The sequence below is a fragment of the Actinoplanes philippinensis genome (assembly GCF_900113015.1).
Lineage (GTDB): Bacteria > Actinomycetota > Actinomycetes > Mycobacteriales > Micromonosporaceae > Actinoplanes > Actinoplanes philippinensis.
The window spans coordinates 113,597-134,101 of the sequence record NZ_FONV01000014.1 but is presented as its reverse complement, the minus strand read 5'-3'; the positions used below and the strand labels follow the sequence as shown (position 1 = coordinate 134,101).

Here is a 20,505-nt window from a genome sequence, read left to right as displayed (position 1 = left end):
CCGGGCGGGGACGACCCGGGCAACCGTCGATGCCGTCCGGCTGTGGACAACGCGGAGCCGTGGACAACCGCCGCCCGCGGCAACGATCTGCTACGGCGAGGCATGCTCCGGGCCGCGTTGGGTATGTTGTGGTGCTCGCCGGAACGATGGAGTGGGGTATGGAGAACTCGATCCGCACGACTCTCGCCGACGACGGCACGGTCACCGTCACCATCTCGGGAGAGATCGATTTCTCCGACGCGGACGAGGTCGCGCAGGGCATCCGGGACGCGGTCGCCGACTGGTCCCCGCCGTCGGTGGTGGTGGATGTCCGGGACGCCACGTTCATCGACTCGACGGGGCTGGGCGCGCTGATCGAGGGCTACCGGGCGGCGGTCGCGGCGGGCACCGGTTTCCGGGTGGTCAATCCGAGTGACACGTTCCGCCGGGTGCTGGCGGTGACCGGCCTCTCCGATTTCTTCGGGCTGATCGAGACGATCGACGCGCCGTCACAGGCGACCGGCGCGTGAAGCCGCCCGGCAATTGACGCCGTGAAAGGGAACGACCCCCGTCGGGGGAGACGGGGGCCGTCCTTGGGATTCGGCTCCGGGGGGGTCGAGCCGAATCACCCGGTGATCGCGGGGGGCGCGATCACCGTGGCCTGAAAGTGCGAGGTCTCAAGTGACTCGTTGAAGCGGGAACAACACACACCTCGTAGCAAACACAAGTCTGCCTCAGGATCACGCTCCGCGTCGAGTACCGAATGTGGCCGACTGGACCGGCTCCTACCCCTCTGCCCGTTTTCACGGGCTGTCACGGCGGAGCGCGTCGCGCGTACGGGACAACCGGCAGAGGCGTCGTGCGGCTACACTTTCGGCCCGTGGGGCTCAGCGCCGCGTTCTTCGACCTCGACAAGACCGTCATCGCCAAGTCCAGCGCGCTGGCCTTCGGACGGCCTTTCTATCGGGATGGCCTGATCAGCCGTCGTGACGTGGTGAAAACCGCCTATGCCCAGCTGATGTTCCGCCTGGGTGGCGGCACCGACGAGCAATCGATGGCCCGCACCCGCGACTACATGGCCGCCCTGTGCAAGGGCTGGCGGGTCGAGCAGGTGCAGCAGATCGTCGCGGAGACACTCGGCACTCTGATCAACCCCTATGTCTACGCGGAGGCCGCCGCGCTGATCGCCGAGCACCAGGCGGCGGGCCGCGATGTGGTGCTCGTCTCAGCTTCGGGTGACGAAATGGTCCGCCCGATCGGCGCGCTGCTCGGTATCACCGATGTGATCGCGACTCGGATGGCGATCGTCGACGGTCGTTACAGCGGGGCCGTGGAGTTCTACGCGGCCGGCCCGGCCAAGGTCACCGGTGTCCAGCGGCTCGCCGACGAGCGCGGTTACGACCTTTCCGAGTGTTACGCCTATTCGGATTCGAACAGTGATCTGCCGCTGCTCGAGGCGGTCGGTCATCCGAGCGCCGTCAATCCGGATCGGGCGCTGCGCCGGGTGGCGGCGCTGCGTTCCTGGCCGATTCTGGAGTTCCGTCATCCCGTACCCCTCGGGAGGCGCCTTCGCGATCGGCCGGCGGTGCCGGTCGCGGCGGCCTTGGGGGTCGGAGTCGGTGTTGCCATCGGCGTCGCTCTTTACGGTCGCCATCGGCGGACCCGCGCCGCCGCGGTCGCTTAGGACCATTATTTTGTACGGCCACGAAAAGCACCGTGGCTGTCCGCGCGAGGCGGTTGCGGCACCGGACCGCGGCGCGGCCGCCGGGCATATGCGGTGGTTACCGTTCGGCTCTCACGGCGTCCGGGACGCCGGCGGGAGCATCCGGTCTTCGGTCTGAGTATTTCTCGTTCGGCGGCCTTTACCGCTGAAATCTGGCGATCAAGTGGCGGCCGGCGTAGAAATGATTCGCGGGCCCGGAAACTTCGGGCACCGTGCACGGCCACCGGGAACCCACGCGCGATCAGCCACGGCAGGCACGTTGCGGCGGGACCTCCGCTCTGCGGGGCGCTGGACCGTCGACAACGACCCAGGTGCACGCTTGATAACCCGGTCCGGACGCGCGCAGCCGGCGCCCCCGCGAGGGACGCCGGCTCTTCAATTCTCCGGCAGCAGCCGTGCGGCCAGGTGCCGTCGCCGGATCTCCTGGTAGACGGCTCGGAAGAGTTTGGGCCGGGCGTGGAAGTCGACCCCCTGGGCCCAGAGTTCGGTGTTGACCGTGGCGCCGTCGTGCCGCTCGATCACGACGGTCGTGTCCCGCTGCAGCTCCCATCGGCCGACCCTGTGGGTGGCCTGGTGCAGGTGCACGCCGGCGATGTCGCGCCAGTGCAGGATGCGGGACCGCAGCAGGCCGCGGATGAGCACACCCTCGCTGCTGACGTAGACGCCGTGCTGGACGATCCGCCAGGCGCCGATCACCCAGACCGCGGCAAGCACGACGGCGACCGCCCGCACGCCGTGCCCGATCAGATCGAACTGCCGGATGGTCGCCCAGGTCAGCAGAGCGAGGGCCACCGCTTCCCAGACGATCACGAGCCAGCGGCCGGTACCCGGCGGATAGGGACGGACCCAGTGCGAACCCACGCAGAAAAGTATGCCGTCGTTCAGACCGCGGCCAGCACGCCGTCTCCGATGACGCTGATTTCCCCGGCGCCGGCCGTGATCGCCGCGGCGTAGTGCCGCAGCCAGGAGCGCACGCCGTCCGGGGTGCCGGTGGCGTAGGCGCCGGCCGATCCGACGTACTCCGGTTCCCGGTCGAGGTGACCGGTTTCGACCACGACCAGGCCGCGCGGGTCGAAGCCGCGGGCGGTGAGGGTGAGCCGGGCGGCGGCGCGGGCCACCACACCGGCCGGGCCGGCGAACGGGCGCAGGGTGATCAGCTCGGCGTGGACGATCGCGGCCAGCAGCATCGGCGGGGTGGTCTCGTTGCCGGCGACGAGACCGGCGAGGGCGTCGATCCGCTCGGCGCCGGAGGTGAGGCGCCCGAGGTCGTGGTCGTGGACGACGCCGCGGGCCGCGAGCACGTGGAGTTTGGCGAGCGCCTGGCGAGGCGCGCGGGGCCAGAGATCGACGAGGCCGGGGAGGGCCTCGGCGACGCGGAGGGCGCCCTGCACGACCGGGTCGGTGACGGTTCCGTCGCGTACCTCGTCGAGGTCGTATCTGTTGCCCTCCAGCGCCGCACTGGCGACCGCGGCCCGGAGGCTGGCCTCCGCGGCGACCTGGCCACCGTGCCTGCGCAGGGCACGGTGCTTGTGGGCGGCGTCGACGGCTTCGCGGGCGCCGGCGAAGGCGGGAGCGACGTCGGCAAGGTCGAGCAACGGGGCGAGTGGATCCACGTGAACACGGTAACCGGTAAGAGTTCCGAAACACGGGGTGCACAAACGAGCGCGGAACTGGCAAGATTCGCGCAGTAGTGAGCATCTATCCGCCGGTCGGCGCGCGCACGACACCATCGGGCGCGGGCTGCGGCACAAACCTTCCCTCGCAACTAGTGTGCAGTTGAAGAGACCCCGGTCACGGCAGAGGAGCCGCCCTCATGAGCGAGACACTGGAGAACCTGTCCTCGGAGACGCGGCAGTTCCCGCCGCCAGCCGACCTTGCGGCGAACGCCAACGTGAAGGCCGACGCCTACGAGGAGGCCGCATCCAACCGGCTCGCCTTCTGGGCGAAGCAGGCCGGACGGCTGGCCTGGAGCAAGCCGTGGACCCAGATCCTGGACTGGTCGAACCCTCCGTTCGCGAAGTGGTTCGTCGGCGGCGAGCTGAACCTCGCCTACAACTGTGTGGACCGGCACGTCGAGGCCGGCCTGGGCGACCGCGTGGCGATCCACTGGGAGGGCGAGCCCGGCGACACCCGGACCGTCACCTACGCCGAGCTGCTCAAGCTCGTGAGCCAGGCCGCCAACACCCTCACCGACCTGGGCGTGACCGCGGGCGACCGGGTGATGATCTACCTGCCGATGATCCCGGAGGCCGCGGTCGCGATGCTGGCCTGCGCCCGGATCGGCGCCACCCACAGTGTGGTGTTCGGCGGGTTCTCGGTGGACGCGCTGGCCACCCGGATCGACGACGCCGACGCCAAGGTGGTGATCACCGCCGACGGTGGCTACCGCCGGGGCAAGCCGTCGGCGCTGAAGCCGACCGTGGACGAGGCCGTCGCGCGTACCGACCGGATCGAGCACGTGCTGGTGGTCCGCCGGACCGGCGAGGAGGTCGCCTGGACCGACAAGGACAAGTGGTGGCACGAGACGGTCGAGCAGGCCAGCCCGGAGCACAAGGCGCAGCCGTTCGACTCCGAGCACCCGCTCTTCATCCTCTACACCTCGGGCACCACCGGTAAGCCGAAGGGCATCCTGCACACCACCGGCGGCTACCTGACGCAGGCGTCGTACACGCATCACGCCGTCTTCGACCTCAAGCCGGAGACCGACGTCTACTGGTGCACCGCCGACATCGGCTGGGTGACCGGTCACTCGTACATCGTCTACGGCCCGCTCTCCAACGGCGCGACCCAGGTGATGTACGAGGGCACGCCGGACACCCCGGACCGCGGCCGGTTCTGGCAGATCGTCGACAAGTACAAGGTGTCGATCCTCTACACCGCGCCGACGCTGATCCGCACCATGATGAAGTGGGGCGACGACATCCCCGCCAAATACGACCTGTCGTCGCTGCGGGTCCTCGGCAGCGTGGGCGAGCCGATCAACCCGGAGGCCTGGATCTGGTATCGGGAGCACGTCGGCCGTGAGCGCACGCCGATCGTGGACACCTGGTGGCAGACCGAGACCGGCGCGATCATGATCTCGCCGCTGCCCGGGGTGACCGCCGCGAAGCCGGGTTCGGCGATGACCGCGCTGCCGGGCATCGGCGCCGACGTGGTCGACGACCAGGCGCAGTCGGTGCCGGACGGCGGCGGTGGCTTCCTGGTGCTGCGCGAGCCGTGGCCGTCGATGCTGCGCACGATCTGGGGCGACGACCAGCGCTTCCTGGACACGTACTGGTCCCGGTTCGGCGCCGGCGCGGGCAACGGCGACGAGTGGATCTACTTCGCCGGCGACGGCGCGAAGAAGGACGAGGACGGCGCGCTCTGGCTGCTCGGCCGGGTCGACGACGTCATGCTGGTGTCCGGTCATAACATCTCCACCACCGAGGTGGAGTCGGCGCTGGTGTCGCACCCGTCGGTGGCGGAGGCCGCGGTGGTCGGCGCGACCGACCCGACGACCGGTCAGGCGATCGTCGCGTTCACGATTCCCCGGGGCAATGTGGACACCGAGGGCGAAGCGGGCGAGGCGTTGATCAAGGATCTGCGCAACCACGTGGCCAAGACCCTCGGCCCGATCGCCAAGCCCCGGCAGATCATGCTCGTCACCGAGCTGCCGAAGACCCGTTCCGGGAAGATCATGCGGCGGCTGCTGCGTGACGTGGCGGAGAACCGGTCACTCGGTGACGTCACCACCCTCCAGGACTCAACCGTGATGGACCTGATCTCGTCGGGGCTGAAGACGGCCAAACCGGAGGACTGACGGCAATTAATAAAGGCTGGTGACACAACTGTGTCGCCAGCCTTTTGTCGTATTTGCCGGTCCCTGTGCTATGACCGGACCATATTGGGTAACCATTGGTCATCAATATGCTCGGCGATCCCCGAACATCGTTTGGTTTGCATACGTTCACCTGAGTCCCGAACGACGGGACCGTCTCACGCCGGACGCCCGTACCCCAAGCGTCCCGGCTGGCGAAAGCGGAGGTAAACGTAGTGCGCAAGGTGGTCGCAGGACTGCTCGGCGCCGCGGTCGTGACGAGTGTCGGGGCGATGGCGCCGACATTTGCCCTGGCGGCGCCACCCTCGGACACAGCCCCGGCTGCGCCCGCTAGCGAATCCGCTCACCTCGACGACCATGACATGCCCAACCCCCTCGAGGAGAAGCGCCGCGCCCTGCGCGAGCAGGCAGTCTCCGAGGTGGTCAGCGGCAAGGCCAAGGTCGAGACCGTGAACGGCAGCAAGGTCGTCAAGCTCGGCAAGACCTACGGAAACGGCGGCTTCGGGCACCCGGGCAAGAACCAGTACGTCGAGCTCGCGCGGGAGAAGACCGACAAGATCTTCGTCATCCTGACCGAGTTCGGTAACGAGCGGCACCCGTCGTTCCCGGACAAGGACACGACGACGCAGTTCGCCGGCCCCTCGACCTTCGAGGGCCCGCTGCACAACGCGATCCCGGAGCCGGACCGCAAGGTGGACAACTCCACCATCTGGCAGGCGAACTACTCGCCCGACTACTTCCGGAAGCTGTACTTCGGCACCGGCAAGAACACCGAGTCGGTCAAGACCTACTTCGAGGAGCAGTCGTCCGGCCGCTACAGCGTCGACGGCCAGGTCTCCGACTGGGTCAAGGTCAAGTACAACGAGGCGCGGTACGGCCGGTCCAGCGACAACCCGACCGACGCCAACGGTGACGACCCCGCCGTCTGCGCGAGCAGCAACTGCACCAACGTGTGGGAGCTGGTCAAGGACGGCGTGAACCAGTGGTACGCGGACCAGAAGGCGGCCGGCAAGACCGAGGCCCAGATCAACGCGGCGCTCGCGGAGTACGACGTCTACGACCGTTACGACTTCGACGGTGACGGCAACTTCAACGAGCCCGACGGCTACCTGGACCACTTCCAGATCGTCCACTCCGGCGGCGACCAGGCCGACGGTGACCCGTACCAGGGTGAGGACGCCATCTGGAGCCACCGCTGGTACGCCTACTCCAGCAGCGCCGGCGTGACCGGCCCCGACTTCAACAAGCTCGGTGGCGCCAAGGTCGGCAACAGCAACCTGTGGGTCGGTGACTACACCGTCCAGCCCGAGAACGGCGGCCTGAGCGTCTTCGTTCACGAGTACACCCACGACCTCGGTCTGCCGGACGACTACGACACCAGTGGTCTGGGCGACAACAACAGCGAGTACTGGACGCTGATGGCGCAGAGCCGGCTCAGCGCCAAGGGTGACCAGGGCATCGGCACGCGTCCCGGTGACCTGGGCGCGTGGAACAAGCTCCAGCTCGGGTGGCTGAACTACGAGACGGTCAAGGCCGGCCAGAAGAAGGTCGTCAACCTCGGCCCCGAGGAGTACAACACCAAGAAGAAGCAGGCCGTCGTGGTCAACCTGCCGGACAAGCCGGTCACCACCGACCTGGGCGCTCCGTTCGCCGGCAGCAAGCAGTTCTTCTCCGGCAACGCCGACGACCTGAACGTCTCGCTGTCCAAGTCGATCGACCTGACCGGCAAGACCTCCGGCGCCGTCTCGCTCAAGGGCCGCTACGCCATCGAGCTCGACTACGACTACCTCTACGCCGAGGTGTCGACCGACGGTGGCGCGAACTGGACCAAGCTCGACGGGACCGCCGCCGGTGCTCCGTTCGTCAAGGACGGCGCGGGCGCTCCGGCGATCAGCGGCACCTCCAACGGCGCCTGGGTCGACATCAACGTGCCGCTGAACGCGTACGCGGGCAAGAAGTTCGACTTCCGCCTGCACTACGTGACCGACGGTGGTGTCTCCGAGGGCGGCTTCTTCGGTGACGAGCTGACCATCACCGCCGATGGCGCGGTCGTCTCCACCGAGGGCGCCGAGGGCACCTCGACCTGGACGGCGAACGGGTTCTCGATCGTGGGCGCGACCAGCACCGCGAACTACCCGAACTACTACATCGCCGGTTACCGCAGCTACACCTCGTACGACAAGTACCTGGCGACCGGCCCGTACAACTTCGGCTTCGCGAACACCAAGCCGGACTGGGTCGAGCACTACAACTACCAGACCGGTCTGCTGGTCTCCTACTGGGACACCTCGCAGGTCGACAACAACACCAACGAGCACCCGGGTACGGGCCGCAACCTGTACATCGACGCTCACCCGAAGCCGGTCCTGAACCCGACCGGTGTTCCGTGGCGGGCCCGGGTCCAGGTGTACGACGCTCCGTTCAGCCTCTACCCGACTGACGGAATGACCCTGCACCTGAACGGCGCGAAGTCGGTCATCAAGCCGCAGTTCGGTGACCCGACCTTCAACGACAAGGACAAGTACTTCTACGAGGAGCTGCCGAACCACGGCGTCAAGCTCCCCGCGGTCGGCGTCAAGATCGCTGTCCTGAGCCAGGTCGGCACCTCGATGACGGTGGCTGTTTACTGATCCACGCACGACAGGCGGCGCCCGGGGCAACCCGGGCGCCGTTCGTGTTCATGGAACCGCGCCGCCCCGCGATTCGTCCCATCTTCTACGCCTTACGCGGGAAGGATGTGCTTCATGCGCACTCACACAACGTTCCGGATCGGCCTGGCTGTGGCGGCCGGAGCGATCATCGCCGGTTGCGCGAACGACACAGCGTCCCCCACGTCCTCCGCCGGCGCGACGACTCCCCCGACGGCCGCCTCCCCCACCCCATCGGCCGTGCCGTCGCTCGAATCGACCGCTCCGGCGCCCCGGTCACCCGCCGCCGAGCCCCCCACCGGCAAACCACTGCCGACGATCACGCTGACCGACAAGCCGCCCAAGGAGCCGACCGACAAGCAGCCGAACACCGGCTGGGTCGCCGGGATGGTCACTCGCGGGGGTAAAGGCCCCTGCTACGGCCTGATCGCCGACGACGGTCAGCGCTACGCCCTCTACTCCACCGCCGGCACCGAGCTGGTCCAGGGCGCCCGGGTCAAGGTGAAGCTCGAGACCACCATGCTGCGCATCTACTGCGGGCCGGGCACGTTGATGGCGATGACCGACGCCGAGACCATCAAATGATCACGTTGCGGCTCCATTTCGCCACCGTTCGACATCGTCCGTGACAGCGGAGCCTAGGCTGACGACATGGGCGGTCGGGTGGACGAGTCGTGCGTTCTGACGGAGGGGCCGTGGAGGCATCGGTTCGTCGGCGCCAACGGCTCCCGGTTCCACGTCGCTGAGGTCGGCGCCGGCCCGCTCGTGCTCTTCCTGCACGGTTTCCCCGAGTTCTGGTGGGCCTGGCACGACATCATGGTCCGGGTCGCCGACGCGGGCTTCCGGGCGGCCGCGATCGACCTGCGGGGTTACGGCGCGAGCGACAAACCACCACGGGGGTACGACGGCTACACGATGGCCGCCGATGTCACCGGCCTGATCCGCGCGTTGGGTGAGCGGTCGGCGACGGTGGTCGGGGCCGGCGCGGGCGGCATGATCGGCTGGGCGGCCGCCTCGTTCCATCCCAAACTGGTGAACCGGCTGGTGGTGCTCGGCGCCGCGCATCCGTTGCGCCTGCGGGCCGCGCTCTTCGCCGATCCGCGCGGGCAGCTCGCCGCCTCCACGACCATCGCCCGGTTCCAGGTGCCCCGTTTCGAGCACGTGCTGACGCGCGACGACGCGGCCCTGGTCGGCGAGCTGATGACCCGGTGGAGCAGCCCCGGGTGGACAGCCACACCGGAGTTCGCGGACTATGTGGCGCGCTGCCGGGAGGCCATGCAGATCCCGCAGGCGTCGTTCTGCGCCCTGGAGGCGTACCGGTGGGTGGCCCGGAGCGCGCTGCGCCTTCAGGGATACCGGTTCGTGAAGCTGATGCAGCGCCCGTCGAGTGTGCCGACCCTCCAGTTGCACGGTGCGCTGGACACGGCGGTGCTGCCCCGTACCGCGCAGGGTTCAGGACGCTATGTGACCGCGCCGTACGAGTGGCGGCTCTTGCCCGAGGTCGGACATTTCCTTCACCAGGAGGCGCCGGACGTGGTGACCGGCGAGATCCTGCGGTGGCTCAAAACTCCGTCCTGATCTTCCCCCTACGGTCACCTTAAGTGATCATTAATCGATCGGGCTCCCCGTCCCAGGACGGGGAGCCCAACCTTTTCCACAGCGTTATCCACAGCCTCGCGCCCGTAGAACTCGGGTGCACCGCACAGCCGGCACGCGGCATGATCGCCCCATGAGCGCTGGGCAATCGCGGGAGGATCGGGCCGCCACGCTGACCGCGCTGCTCCGCGAGGTGCAGGTCGCCGAGTACTGGCAGCCCCACGAACCGACGGGCTACATAGCCACCGCGGTACGCCGGTGGACCACTTCGGACAGGCGGATCAAGCCGGGCAGACGCACCCCGGAGAACCGGGTTCGCGATCTTCTCCGCGGCCTCCGCGAAGCACAGGGCGCCAACCTGCTCCACGAGGAACCGGGATGGCTCGAACACCTCGCCGACCGCTTCGGCGCCGCACTCCTCGAAGCCGACGCGGCGCCGGACGAATCGGGCGGTCGGCACGGCTGAGTGCCGGCGCCGTCCGACCAAGAGCGGCGACCTACACATGACGAGGGCGTCGCTCTGCCCGGCGGGCGCGCTTCGGTCCGGAGTGGCAGAACCGTCGCGGGGTAGGTCCGGTACGCGTGGGTGCGGTCGGGCGGGCCGTGACCCGTACCGGATGAAGGCTTTTGTACGGGTCTTCAGACTCGGTGTTCGTAGCGGTCGCGGACCTCGTGGGCCGGAGCCCAGCCCTGATAGACGCCGTAGTCGAACTCTTCGAGGCCGAGCTGGCGGGCCACCGGGGCGCGGCCGCCCGTGTACTCCAGACGCAGCCACGAGTCGGCCTCGGCGAGCACGATGAAGGGCTCGCCGCGCCACGTGCAGAGGGTACGGACGTAGGTCAGCTCGTCGTACTCGTCCGGCTCCAGGACTCGGACGTACCGCCCCGGCTTGGACTCCTCGAAACCGTCCGCCGGGGTGGCGCTGTAGATGCGGACCTTGTCGCCGTCGGGGGCCGCGTCGTACTCCCGGCCCTGCCAGGTGACCACGTAACCGTCACGCATCACTACTCACCCACCCGGCGCCACTTGGGGCCGTCCGCGTCGAAGATCGCCATCATCCGCTCGTTGCCGTCCGCGTCGATGCTCCACAGCTGCGCGCCGTGCGGCAGGCGGACACTGTCCACCTTGAACTCGGCGATGACGTCACGGCCCTCGCCGGGCGCGAACCCGTTGCCGCGGAACGGCGGGCGCTCGATCACCCAGCCGTCCATCGCACGCAGAGCCTGCTCGTTCTGCCCGCCGTAGGGGATCCGGTAGAGGCTCGGCCGGTACGCCGGCCAGCGCAGCACGAACGCCTCCTTCGCGTCCGGCTGGAACGGCGACGCGTCGTAGTAGAGCCCCAGCGCGCCGAACAACTCGCCCGGAGTACGCAGATGCTCGACCTCGGAGGCCCGGTGCACGAATCCGGCGACCCGGTCATAACCCCGGTCCAGGTAGTAGTCGACCTGCTCGGCGGCGATCGTCTTCTGCATGACGGTGGCCTGCTGCGCCTCGTCGCTGGCGGGCTCCGGCGCCGGCACCGGGGCGGGCGGCGTCTCGGTCACCGGGACCTCGACGGGCTCGGCGCCCAGACCGGCCTCGGTCGCCCAGTTGGCCAGCGCGATGATCTGCGCACCGGGGTACTTCGCGCCGACCGGGGTGCCCGGGTTGACCGCGAACGACCACGCCGGGTCCGGCCAGTTGCGGATCAGCTCGTAGAAGCGGACCCCCACCGTACGGGTCGGCTCGCCGAAGTGGTCGGAGAGCCGGTCCTTGCTGGTGAACACGATCAGGTACCGCTCGCCCTCGACCTCCTCCGGCAGGAAGGCGAAACCGGACTCGCCGGGCGCGCTGCCGGGCCGGGAATGGCTGGCGACCGGCACCAGGACCTGGGCCAGCAGCAGCGTCGACAGGAAAACGTCGGTGTTGCCGGTGTCCGCGGCGTCCTGCAGTTCCCGCTCGACCTCGTTGGCCGGCACGAAATCCGTGGCCGACGGGCCACGCGAGCCGGTGGCCGACCCGGAGACGCCCATGTTGGACGCACCTGACGGGGTGTAGCCGCCGGTCGCGACGGGCAGCGCCTGGGTCGCGAAAGCCGGGCCGGAGAGCGACTGCGCCGCATACGCCGACGCCGGGCTGCCCTGCGGCGGAAGACCGTAGGCCGGGCCGGGCGCGGGCTGCGTGTACGCCTGCGGCGCCGCCGAAGCCGGATAGCCGGGACCGGACGCCGGGTACGCCGAGGCGCCCCGATCGGCCCCGGAAGCACCCGGGATCACCGGCGGAAGCAGGTTCGTCATCGTCGTCGCCGCGGGTGAATCGGCCTCCGGCCGCGGCACGATCGACGGCGCCGGCCCGGACGGCCCGAAACGGTCAGCGGCGGGCGGCGGGGTCTGACGCTCCCACGCGGGCGGTTCATTGGACGGGGTACGGGCTCCGAGCGCCTGTGCCGCGGCGGCCATCGAGGTCGGCCGCTCGGACGGCGGCGTCACCTGACGGCGAGGCAGCGCCCCACCGGGCCCACCGGAGCCGGCACCGGACGCGGCGAGCGGCGGTGCGGACGGCCGGGCCGGGCTGACCGGCTGCTGAGCCCCCGGCCCACCGAACGCCGGCCCGGACGAACCCGGACCACCGAAGCCGGAACCCGACGAACCCGGACCACCGAAGCCGGGGCCGGACGACGCAGAGCCACCGCCGGAGCCGGGACCAGCCGAACCCGGGCCACCGAAACCAGGACCCGACGAAGCTGGACCACCACCGGAGCCGGGTCCGGACGAACCGGGGCCCCCAAAGCCGGGGCCGGACGAGGCCGGACCACTACCGGAACCGGGAGCTGCCGGGCCGCCGAAACCTGAACCGGACGGAGCCGGACCACCGAAACCGTTGCCGGCCGAGGCGGGGCCGCCGAAACCGGGAACTCCCACTCCCGGGCCGCCGGAACCCGGAGCCGATGCGGGGCTGCCGGTGGCCGGGCCGGACGACGCGGAAGCGCCGAAACCCGCACCGGACGACGGAGCGCCGTAGCCGGGACCGGATGCCGCCTGACCGCCGAAGCCCGGAGCGGATGACGCCGGAACACCGGAAGCCTGCCCTGACGGGCCACCGAACGGCGGAGTCGGCGTCCCGTAGGACGGGGGCGCCGACGCGGGGGCGCCCGGCGGGGACGCCGGGCGGATCGCGGGGCTGTTACCGGCGTTGGCGGCGTTCGACGAGGCCGGCACGAACCCGGCCATGCTCGTCATCGAACCGCCGCCGGTCGACTGGCCGGGCTGTCGCCGGGGCAGCGCCCCACCGAGGTTCGAGCCGGCCGGCGCACTCGGGGGCGGCGGAGACCCGGCGGGCCCGCCGAACTGGGCCGCCGCCGGGGAGCCGGCCTGCCCACCGAACGGCGGGGCGCTCGCCAGCGCGGACCCGGCGGGCGCGTTGAACGGCGGCGCAGCGGGCGTGTTGAACGGCGGCGCGCTCGCCGGTGCGGCGAACGGCGGCGCACTCGCGGGCGTGGCGAGCGGTGCCGCGAGCGGCGGCGCGCCGGCCGGGGCGGGGCCGGACTGCTGGGGACCCTGCTTCCCGGCCCAGGCCGGATCGACCGGCGCCTCGGCCGGGTTGTAGGGCATGACGTGCTCGGGCACCGGCGGTGTGTTCGCCATCGGGGTGCGGACGGGCAGCGGCGCGCCCGGGTCCTGAAGGGGCCCGCGAGGGTCCTCCTCCGGCCGGAACGGCATGCCCGGCTTCTCCCAGCCCGGGGTGGCCATCGCGGATCCGGTGCCTCCCCTGCCGGGGGGAACGGAGGGCGCGGCCGGAACCGCCGGCGGAGCGTAGGCAGCGGGAGTCGCCGGAGGCTGATACCCACCGGGCACAGCCGCGGGCGATCCCGGCGCCGCAGGGAATCCCGGCGCCGCGGGTGACCCCGGCGCGCTCGGCGAGGACGGGCTACGGACCGGCAGACCGCTGGGCGACGTCCCACTGGGCGTACGCACCGGCAGGCCACCCGGGCCCATCGGCGGCGTGTTGCCGACCGGCGGGATCGGGGCGACCGCGGGGGCCACCGGGGGCGCGGCCGGAACGGGCGGGGCAGCCACCGCGGCCGGAACCGGCGGAGCGGCCGCGGCGGCCGGCACGGCGACGGCCGGCTCAGGCTCGTAGGTGGGACCGCCGGACTCGCCGCCGACCCGGTTGGCCGCCAGCGCCGCCGCGCCCAGCTCCTGGATCTTGGAGGTGGGGTGCGCCTCGCGGCCCGGCCCCCGGGTGGGCAGCCTCAGGTCGCCACGGGCGAGCTGGGCCACGAACCAGGCCGGCAGGTAGCCCTCGATGGGCAGACCGGGGTTGACGGCGAGCCACCACTCGAGGTTGGGCCAGGTGTTGGCCAGCTCCGAATACGGCACGCGCCGGGCCGAGCCGGTGTAGTCGGCCAGGCAGGATTGCAGCGCGGCGTTCGACGTGAACGCCAGCACGTGGGTGCGACCGCCGGTGCTCCACGTGCCCCAGCCCATCGGCGCGGTGCCGGCCAGGACCTCGGCGGAGACCGGTAACAGAAGGTCGACACCGGCGAGAATACGGAAATAGGACTCCTGGTCGTCGGTGCGCAACGCATCGCGCATCGCGACTTCGGCGTCCGTAGCCGGTTCCCACTCGGACACGTCCACCTCTCCCCACGCGTGTCAACGAGCCAACTCAACGCGTATAACCTACAAGGTCAGGCCACAATCACAATGGGCGGCGGCATGCTGACCGTAAGGTTGGGCCTGAGACGTCTCCGGAAAGGGGCCGTCCGGACCCCGCGGGCTTGCACCAATGGCTCAGCGTGATCGCAATATTACCCATGGTAACCGCGGGAGCCGGCAGCGCCTTTTACGCGAACGGGCGACCCGATCGACTCAGCGACTCACTGGAACCGCTGAGTCGCGGCCCGCTCGGTCTGCTGGTAGTCGTCTCGCGATTTCTCGAGGGCCGACCCGATCTGCGCCAGGATGGTCTGCAGATCCTGGGAGGCCGACTGCCACTTGCGCTGGCGCTCCTCGTAAGCCTGCTGAGCCTCGCCCGACCAGGTGCCCAGCAGCTTCTTGCCCTCACCCTCGAGATACTCCAGGTCGGCGGTGAGCTTGTTCACCGCCTTCGCGATGTCCATCCGCGCCTGGTGGAGCGAGTGGAAATTGACGAGCAGGTGACCGTCGTTCATGACTTCCTCCGGTAGGTCAGAGCGGCAGGGTGAACTGGCCGCCGGTCCGGCCGATGCTGGACGCGGCGTCGGCGTCGGAGCGCTCGTAACTCTGTCCGGACGTGCGGATCCCCTGGGCGGTCTCGGCGAGAGCCTCGTTGAGCCGCTTCAGGTCGTTCGCATACTCGTTCTTCACGTGCTCGAACGCGAGCGCGCCCTGACCCTTCCAGGCCGAGCTGAGGGTGGACAGCTCGTTCATCAGCGTGCTGAGCATGCTCTGGAGCGAGCCGTTGATCCGGTCGAACTCGTTGGCGGTACTCGCCATCTGCGCGGACTGGCTTTCGGTCTGCGACATCTGGGCGTCACCCCTTTCACAACTTGATCCGCTGTGGACCGCTGATACATCGACGCGTGCCACTAGGTTTGGCCGTTCACGATCAGGCCGGGAGGCTCGCCGCGAAACAACAGCGACGACGTTAGCCGCCCGATACGACCCACGTCAGCCCCGGAACGGGAACCTGTGGATAACCTCGCCGCCCGGCCATCGAGCTGTGGATAACTGCCCTACGATGAGCCGCGCACGAGGGTAAATGGATGTCCGGCGACGGGGGAGGCGGTTCGTGAGCACCGAGAGCGCGGTCCCGGCGGCCGAGTCCTTGATCCGGCAGCGCCCGGCCGGCCGGCTGCTCGGCGCCCGGCCGGAGCAGATCGTGGCCACCCAGGTCGCCGTGGCCGTGGTGCTGGCCGGTCTGGTGGCCGGCGGGCTGGCCATGGTGCCCGCGGTGGTCGTCGCCGCCGGGCTGCTGACCCTGACCTGGCTGCGGCTGCGCGGCCGGTGGGCTTTCCAGTGGCTCGGTGTCCTGGCCCGCTATGCCGGCCGCCGCCGTTCCGCCTCGATCGACAGCAGCACCGCCCTACTGGCCTACGCGGCGCCCCGGGTCCGGCTGACCGGCCTGGACGTGCCGGGCGCCACGGCCGCGGTCCTCGCCGACGACTCCGGGCTGACCGTGCTGATCGAGCTGGGCGACCCGGCCGACGAGGCGTCCGCGATCCCGTCCTTCGCGGCCCTGCTCCACGCAACCGGCCGTGACCAGGCCGTCGGCGACCAGCCACGGGTGCGCGCCCAGCTGGTGCTGAGCGCGGTCCCGGCGCCGACCGCCCGGGGCGGCGCCGGTCCGGCGCAGAGTTCCTACCGGACCCTTGCCGAGGGCAGCTCGCTCAGCCATCTGCGGGCGGTGCTGGCGCTGCGGGTCTCCCGCGCCGGCGGCTGGTCCGACGACGAGCTGCGCCGGAGCCTGGCCGGGATGACCCGGCGCCTGACCCGCCGCCTGGGGCCGTCGACGGCCCGGCCGCTGGGTGAGGTGGCCGCGTTGCGGGCGATCGCCGATCTGGCCAACGCCGAGACCGGCGCCGGGCCGGACAGTGCCCGGGAGAGCTGGTCGTCGCTGCGCCTGGGTGGCCTGGTCCAGGCGACGTTCCGGTGCCGGCCCGCGTCGGGGGCCGGCCTCACCGGCAACCTGATCACCCGGATCCTGCATCTGCCGGCGGCCGCGACCACGGTGTCCCTGACCGCGACCGGACTCGTCGTCCGGGTCGCGGCGCCCGACGTCACCGCGCTGGACACGGCGGTCCGGGCGCTGCGCACCCTGCTCTCCGCCGACCGGGTCCGGCTGCGCCGGCTCGAGGGCGCGCAGTTGCCGGGTCTGGCGGCCACGCTCCCGCTCGGTGGCGAGGCCGTGGACGGCCGGCGGATCGGCGCTCCCGAGCTCCCGATCAGCCCGGCGGGCCTGATGATCGGCCGCAATCAGGGCGGCGGGGCGGTGCTGCTGCGCCTGTTCCGGCCGGAGCCGACCCGGGCTCTGCTGGTGGGCGGGCTGCCGGGCGCGCAGTTGCTGGCGTTCCGGGCGATGGCGACGGGGGCGCGGGTCGTGGTCCGGACGACTCGTCCGCACGCCTGGGAGCCGTTCGCCCGGGGCGCGGCCGTGCCCGGGGAGGCGATCACGATCCTGCCGCCGGGCCGCCCCTTCGACGCCCCGGCCGGGTCGGTGCGGCATCCGACGTTGACCGTCCTCGACACCGGCGGTGCTCCCGGTGGTCCGGAGCCGGCACGGGATGCGGGCTGGCAGACCACCCTGGTGGTACGAGACGAGTTCGGCCCCGCGGACGTCCCGCACGCCACCGAGGCCGACCTGGTGATGCTGCAGCGGCTCACCCCGGCGGAGGCGACCCTGCTGGGCGGCACGCTGGGGCTGGGCGAGACCGCGTCGTACTTTCCCCGGATGCGCACCGACATGGTGGCCGTGATCAACCGGCGGGCGGTCCGCTGGGCGGTCTTCTCGCAGACCCCCATCGAGCAGAGCCTGATCGGCGAGCCGGTCCGTGCCCCCTCCCTGACCACGGCGTGAGGCCGGAAGGACCGAGCGGACGAGCCTTAACTCCGGCATAGATCTCAGAAAGATCGCGGGGTGTCGTTTCCACTGGTGGACGGGCCATGGCACCATTCCCGGCCATGGGCATCCTCATCCGGCTGGTGATCACCGCCGTATCGCTGTGGATCGCGACTCTGGTGATCGACGGCATCGAGCTGACCGCCGACTCCGCCGCCAACAAGGCGGGCACACTGCTCGCCGTCGCGGTGATCTTCGGCCTGGTCAATGCGGTTCTCCGGCCGATCATCAAGACCATCGGCTGCGGCCTCTACGTTCTCACGCTGGGCTTGGTGGCGGTGCTGGTCAACGGCCTGCTCCTGCTGCTCACCAGCTGGATCGCCGACAAGCTGGACCTGGCCTTCCACGTGGACGGCGTGCTTCCGGCGGTGCTCGGCGCGCTGCTGGTCGGCATCGTGAGCTGGCTGCTGAACATGCTGGTTCCGGACGGCGACTGAGCGCGGAGCACAAAGCAGGCCAGTAGGGCCGGATTGGCCTCGTGACCTGCTTCATAGTCGCAAGGACCGAAACATGCCCCCACCCTTACCGTGGGGGCATGAGCGACGAGCGGCGTGGATACGTGTACGGCCTCCTGGCGTACACGATGTGGGGTTTCTTCCCCATCTACTTCAAGCTGCTGCAGCCCTCGCCACCGCTGGAGATCCTGGCGCACCGGGTGGTGTGGTCGGTCGTCTTCGTGGCCCTGCTGCTGACCGTGATGCGCAACTGGCGGTTCCTGGGACGGCTGGTGCGCACGCCACGGCTGCTCGGCGGGGTCACCCTGGCGGCGGTGCTGATCGGCGTCAACTGGGGCACCTACATCTACGGGGTCAACTCGTCCCGCGTGGTGGAGACGGCACTCGGCTACTTCATCACGCCGCTGCTCGTGGTGATTCTCGGCGTGACGGTGCTGGGTGAGCGGCTGCGCCCGCTGCAGTGGGCGGCCGTGGGGGTCGGCGCTCTGGCGGTGGCGGTCCTGACGATCGACTACGGCCGTCTGCCGTACATCGCGTTGACCCTCGCCGCGTCGTTCGGCTGCTACGGCCTGATCAAGAAGCGGATGTCGCTGCCGCCGGCCGAGGGGCTGTTCGTCGAGTCGGCGGTGCTGATGCTGCCCGCTCTGGCCTACCTGACGTGGCTCAACCTGTCCGGTGGGGCCGAGTTCGGCCATGTCTCGGTGACGCATACCGTGCTGATGCTGGTGGCCGGGGTGCTGACCGCGATCCCGCTGTTGCTGTTCGCCGGGGCGGCCAACCGGGTGCCGCTCGTCGGCCTCGGCATTCTGCAGTATCTGGCGCCGATCCTGCAGCTCGCCGTGGGCCTGCTGATCTACCACGAGCCGATGCCGCCGGCCCGTCTCGCCGGCTTCGGTCTGGTCTGGCTGGCGCTGCTGATCTTCACGGCGGACGGCATCCGGAGCGCCCGGGCCGCGGCCCGCACCCGGGCGGCGGCAGCAGTGGCGGCAGCGGCCTAGCTCTGCGGCTCGTAGACGAGCATCACCTTGTCGTCGGAGCGGACCAGTTCGAGCCGGGACAAGCTGCCCTGGGTGAAGTGGGTGGCGGCCGGCATCTGGAATTTCTTGCCCGGCTGGGCCAGCCACGATCCGAGCTGTTCGGTCTGCTCGTCGGGACCGTAGGCGATGAGCCGGAACGTGTACGGCTTGGCCACGTCGCTGTAGGAGCACTCCATGTCGACGCGGCTGCCGGCCCCGGTGCTGGTGATGCGTACGGTGGCCGTGATCTGCGACGCGGGGTCGACCTTCGTCATCGCGATCGACGGCCCGGTTGGCTGGTTCGTCGCATCACCGGCGTTCAATCCCCAGTACGCCAGCCCGCCCCCGATGATCAGAAAGAGCACGAGAGCCGCGATCGAGCTGACGATCCGGATCGGCCGGGCCCGTACCTTCTTGATCGACGGCGCGTGCGCCGGCCGGGACAGGTCCGACAGACTGGGGTCGAGGAGCTTGGCGAACTCGTCGGCGTCGAGCCGGTCGAGCATGTCCGGCACGAGCGCCAGATCAGCGACCGCCTCCCGGCAGAACGAGCATGTTGCCAGGTGACGCTCGTATGCGGCCCGTTCGATCGGCGACAGCGCGCCAAGGACGTAGGCGGCGTCGTCGTGCCCGTCCTCGCATCGCATTCCTACCGCCTCCAACCGGGTCACTTCTCCCGGTCTCTGGTACGCGGCATCGGGCTCTAAGGTTCAACGATTCCTTAAACCCCCACCTCACGCCGTGGCGGCCCGGATTCGGAGAGCGACCACCCGTTCAGGCGGTTGCGGACTCCCCTCCGGACAGGGCTTCGGCGACGTTGCGAGCGGCGGCGGTGAGCTTCGCCCGGACCACTCGTGCCGAGGTCAGCATCTCCGCGGCGGGCATCGAGCAGGCGAGGACCAGCCGTCTCTCCATGTCTCGATCGGCGACGACGACCACCGCGGCGGAGGCGAGACCCTGCCGGAACTGGCCCATCTCGATCTGCATGCCACGCCGCTCGCCGGCGGCCAGATCGGCCTCCAGCGCCTCGGGTGTGGTGAGGGTGGCCGGGGTGAACGCCCGCATCCCGTAGTCACGCAGGTAGCGGGAGCGCTGGTCGGTGGTGAGGGTGGCGAGCAGCGCCTTGCCGAGCGCGGTGGCGTGGCCGCCCTCGTCGAAGCCGGGCGCCACATCGTCCAGGAACGGGGAGCGGGCGCCCTCGGCGGAGGCGGTGACGGCTATCCGCCCGCCGACGAACCGGCCGAGGTAGTGGCTGTATCCACTGTCGACGGCGGCCCGGCGCAGCGCCTCCCCGACGGCCGGCGGCCCACGGAAGGCGGAGACCAGCTCACGGTACCGATCGGCGATCTCCAGCCCGACGATGTACGTCCCGTCCTCGCGCCGGATCACATAGCCCTCGTAGGCGAGAGTCCGGACGAGGTGATACGTCGTCGCGACGGTCAGCTCGCATCGACGGGCGATCTGTTTCACGGTGAGTCCGCGCGGAGCCCGGCCCACGGACTCCAGCACGCGCAGGGCACGCGAAACGCTCCGGATGAGATCTGACGGCTCCGCTAGGGGGTCACGCACAGCTACCTCCGAGGCCAGGGACTTACACCATATGAACAATCGGCCTCGGACGGAATGCCAAACAGGAGTGGATCACGGTCGATTTACACAGCGCGTGCGACCGGCGGAACTGTCCGCAGTGGAG

The 20,505-nt window shown here is 70.2% G+C and carries 18 protein-coding genes; 10 read left to right on the top strand and 8 right to left on the bottom strand.

The window, feature by feature from the left end; translation table 11 throughout:
• Nucleotides 1–158 precede the first annotated feature (158 nt).
• Together BM290_RS34305 and BM290_RS34300 are read left to right on the top strand one after the other, a co-directional pair.
• Nucleotides 159–509 (top strand): STAS domain-containing protein, encoded by a 351-nt coding sequence (locus BM290_RS34305; protein WP_093620091.1) that lies wholly within the window; start codon nt 159–161, stop codon nt 507–509.
• A 350-nt stretch (nt 510–859) separates the two neighbouring features.
• Entirely contained in the window at nt 860–1,663 is an 804-nt protein-coding gene (locus tag BM290_RS34300) for an HAD family hydrolase (protein WP_093620090.1), read from the top strand.
• Nucleotides 1,664–2,077: 414 nt separating this feature from the next.
• On the opposite strand, the gene BM290_RS34295 is transcribed toward BM290_RS34300, so the two are convergent.
• Both BM290_RS34295 and BM290_RS34290 read right to left on the bottom strand, forming a co-directional pair.
• Complete coding sequence (locus BM290_RS34295; protein WP_093620089.1) at nt 2,078–2,563, bottom strand: PH domain-containing protein; 486 nt, start codon at nt 2,561–2,563, stop codon at nt 2,078–2,080.
• A gap of 20 nt (nt 2,564–2,583) precedes the next feature.
• Nucleotides 2,584–3,315 (bottom strand): Fic family protein, encoded by a 732-nt coding sequence (locus tag BM290_RS34290; RefSeq protein ID WP_239143917.1) that lies wholly within the window; start codon nt 3,313–3,315, stop codon nt 2,584–2,586.
• A gap of 200 nt (nt 3,316–3,515) precedes the next feature.
• On the opposite strand from BM290_RS34290, the gene acs reads away from it, so the two are divergent.
• The 5 genes from acs to BM290_RS34265 all read left to right on the top strand — a co-directional run bounded on the left by acs (nt 3,516) and on the right by BM290_RS34265 (nt 10,229).
• Nucleotides 3,516–5,501, top strand: coding sequence for an acetate--CoA ligase (acs, locus tag BM290_RS34285; RefSeq protein ID WP_093620087.1), 1,986 nt, complete (start codon nt 3,516–3,518; stop codon nt 5,499–5,501).
• A gap of 290 nt (nt 5,502–5,791) precedes the next feature.
• A complete protein-coding gene (locus BM290_RS34280; RefSeq protein ID WP_093620236.1) occupies nt 5,792–8,149 on the top strand; it encodes an immune inhibitor A domain-containing protein in 2,358 nt (785 codons plus the stop codon).
• 114 nt (nt 8,150–8,263) lie between these two features.
• Nucleotides 8,264–8,752: a hypothetical protein gene (locus BM290_RS34275; RefSeq protein WP_093620235.1), complete on the top strand. Its 489-nt coding sequence runs from the start codon at nt 8,264–8,266 to the stop codon at nt 8,750–8,752.
• Nucleotides 8,753–8,818: 66 nt separating this feature from the next.
• On the top strand, nt 8,819–9,745 hold the full coding sequence (locus BM290_RS34270) for an alpha/beta fold hydrolase (RefSeq protein ID WP_093620086.1): 927 nt from the start codon (nt 8,819–8,821) through the stop codon (nt 9,743–9,745).
• Between the two features lie 151 nt (nt 9,746–9,896).
• Nucleotides 9,897–10,229, top strand: coding sequence for a hypothetical protein (locus BM290_RS34265; RefSeq protein WP_093620085.1), 333 nt, complete (start codon nt 9,897–9,899; stop codon nt 10,227–10,229).
• 173 nt (nt 10,230–10,402) lie between these two features.
• Here BM290_RS34265 and BM290_RS34260 read toward each other — a convergent pair whose 3' ends face one another.
• From BM290_RS34260 to BM290_RS34245, 4 genes are all read right to left on the bottom strand, one after another.
• Nucleotides 10,403–10,768: a hypothetical protein gene (locus tag BM290_RS34260; RefSeq protein WP_093620084.1), complete on the bottom strand. Its 366-nt coding sequence runs from the start codon at nt 10,766–10,768 to the stop codon at nt 10,403–10,405.
• Nucleotides 10,768–14,376 (bottom strand): SseB family protein, encoded by a 3,609-nt coding sequence (locus tag BM290_RS50230; protein ID WP_239143918.1) that lies wholly within the window; start codon nt 14,374–14,376, stop codon nt 10,768–10,770. Before BM290_RS50230 ends, BM290_RS34260 begins: the two co-directional genes overlap by 1 nt.
• Before the next feature lie 245 nt (nt 14,377–14,621).
• Nucleotides 14,622–14,915 (bottom strand): WXG100 family type VII secretion target, encoded by a 294-nt coding sequence (locus BM290_RS34250; protein ID WP_093620083.1) that lies wholly within the window; start codon nt 14,913–14,915, stop codon nt 14,622–14,624.
• 16 nt (nt 14,916–14,931) lie between these two features.
• Nucleotides 14,932–15,249 (bottom strand): WXG100 family type VII secretion target, encoded by a 318-nt coding sequence (locus BM290_RS34245; RefSeq protein WP_239143919.1) that lies wholly within the window; start codon nt 15,247–15,249, stop codon nt 14,932–14,934.
• Nucleotides 15,250–15,514: 265 nt separating this feature from the next.
• Between BM290_RS34245 and BM290_RS34240 the strand changes: the two genes are divergently transcribed.
• From BM290_RS34240 to rarD, 3 genes are all read left to right on the top strand, one after another.
• Nucleotides 15,515–17,299, top strand: a complete 1,785-nt coding sequence (locus BM290_RS34240) for a hypothetical protein (protein ID WP_093620081.1) — start codon at nt 15,515–15,517, stop codon at nt 17,297–17,299.
• A gap of 104 nt (nt 17,300–17,403) precedes the next feature.
• Entirely contained in the window at nt 17,404–17,778 is a 375-nt protein-coding gene (locus tag BM290_RS34235; RefSeq protein WP_093620080.1) for a phage holin family protein, read from the top strand.
• 98 nt (nt 17,779–17,876) lie between these two features.
• Nucleotides 17,877–18,794 (top strand): EamA family transporter RarD, encoded by a 918-nt coding sequence (rarD, locus tag BM290_RS34230; protein ID WP_093620079.1) that lies wholly within the window; start codon nt 17,877–17,879, stop codon nt 18,792–18,794.
• Here rarD and BM290_RS34225 read toward each other — a convergent pair.
• Both BM290_RS34225 and BM290_RS34220 read right to left on the bottom strand, forming a co-directional pair.
• Complete coding sequence (locus tag BM290_RS34225) at nt 18,791–19,459, bottom strand: anti-sigma factor family protein (RefSeq protein ID WP_093620078.1); 669 nt, start codon at nt 19,457–19,459, stop codon at nt 18,791–18,793. The genes rarD and BM290_RS34225 overlap by 4 nt on opposite strands.
• Before the next feature lie 127 nt (nt 19,460–19,586).
• Complete coding sequence (locus BM290_RS34220) at nt 19,587–20,381, bottom strand: IclR family transcriptional regulator (protein ID WP_093620077.1); 795 nt, start codon at nt 20,379–20,381, stop codon at nt 19,587–19,589.
• Nucleotides 20,382–20,505: the final 124 nt, after the last annotated feature.